Source organism: Citrobacter sp. Cpo142 (assembly GCF_030332425.1).
Classification (GTDB): Bacteria; Pseudomonadota; Gammaproteobacteria; order Enterobacterales; family Enterobacteriaceae; genus Citrobacter; species Citrobacter portucalensis.
The window spans coordinates 1-573 of sequence record NZ_JAOWHW010000088.1 but is presented as its reverse complement, the minus strand read 5'-3'; the positions used below and the strand labels follow the sequence as shown (position 1 = coordinate 573).

The 573-nt window shown below is 54.6% G+C and carries 2 protein-coding genes; both read left to right on the top strand.

Going from position 1 to position 573, the window contains the following annotated elements:
* Positions 1-315: glycoside hydrolase family protein (locus OGY18_RS04265; protein WP_286551989.1), on the top strand; the 315-nt coding region annotated here is incomplete at its 5' end.
* A partial coding sequence (locus OGY18_RS04260) for a DUF2514 family protein (RefSeq protein WP_286551987.1) occupies positions 312-573 on the top strand: 262 nt, incomplete at its 3' end. The genes OGY18_RS04265 and OGY18_RS04260, both read left to right, overlap by 4 nt.

Below are 573 nucleotides of genomic sequence, written 5' to 3'. Positions count from 1 at the left end.
GTGAACGCCATTGAACGCGACAAGGCGCTGGCATGGGTTGAACGAAATATAAAAGTTCCGCTGACCGAGCCGCAGAAAGCAGGTATCGCTTCTTTCTGCCCCTATAACATCGGCCCCGGAAAATGCTTCCCGTCTACGTTCTATAAGCGCATCAATGCTGGCGACCGTAAAGGAGCCTGTGAAGCGATCCGCTGGTGGATTAAAGACGGCGGCCGCGATTGTCGTCTGACCAAAGGTCAGAAAAATGGCTGCTATGGCCAGGTAGAACGACGAGACCAGGAAAGCGCGCTGGCGTGCTGGGGGATAGAACAGTGAGCCTGCGCTATCAGTTCATTGCCATTTCGGTGCTGGTGGCCGTCGCATTTATCGCCGGAAACGAGTGGAGTAACCGCGGTTGGGAAAAAAAGTGGGCGGAACGTGATAGTGCGGAATCATCGCAAACAGCGAACGCGCAGACCGCCGCCCGCATGATTGAACAAGGGCGAATTATTGACCGTGATGAGGCTGTAAAAGATGCACAAGCACAAGCCGCTAAATCTGCTGCCACTGCTGCTGGCCTGTCTGCCACTGTTA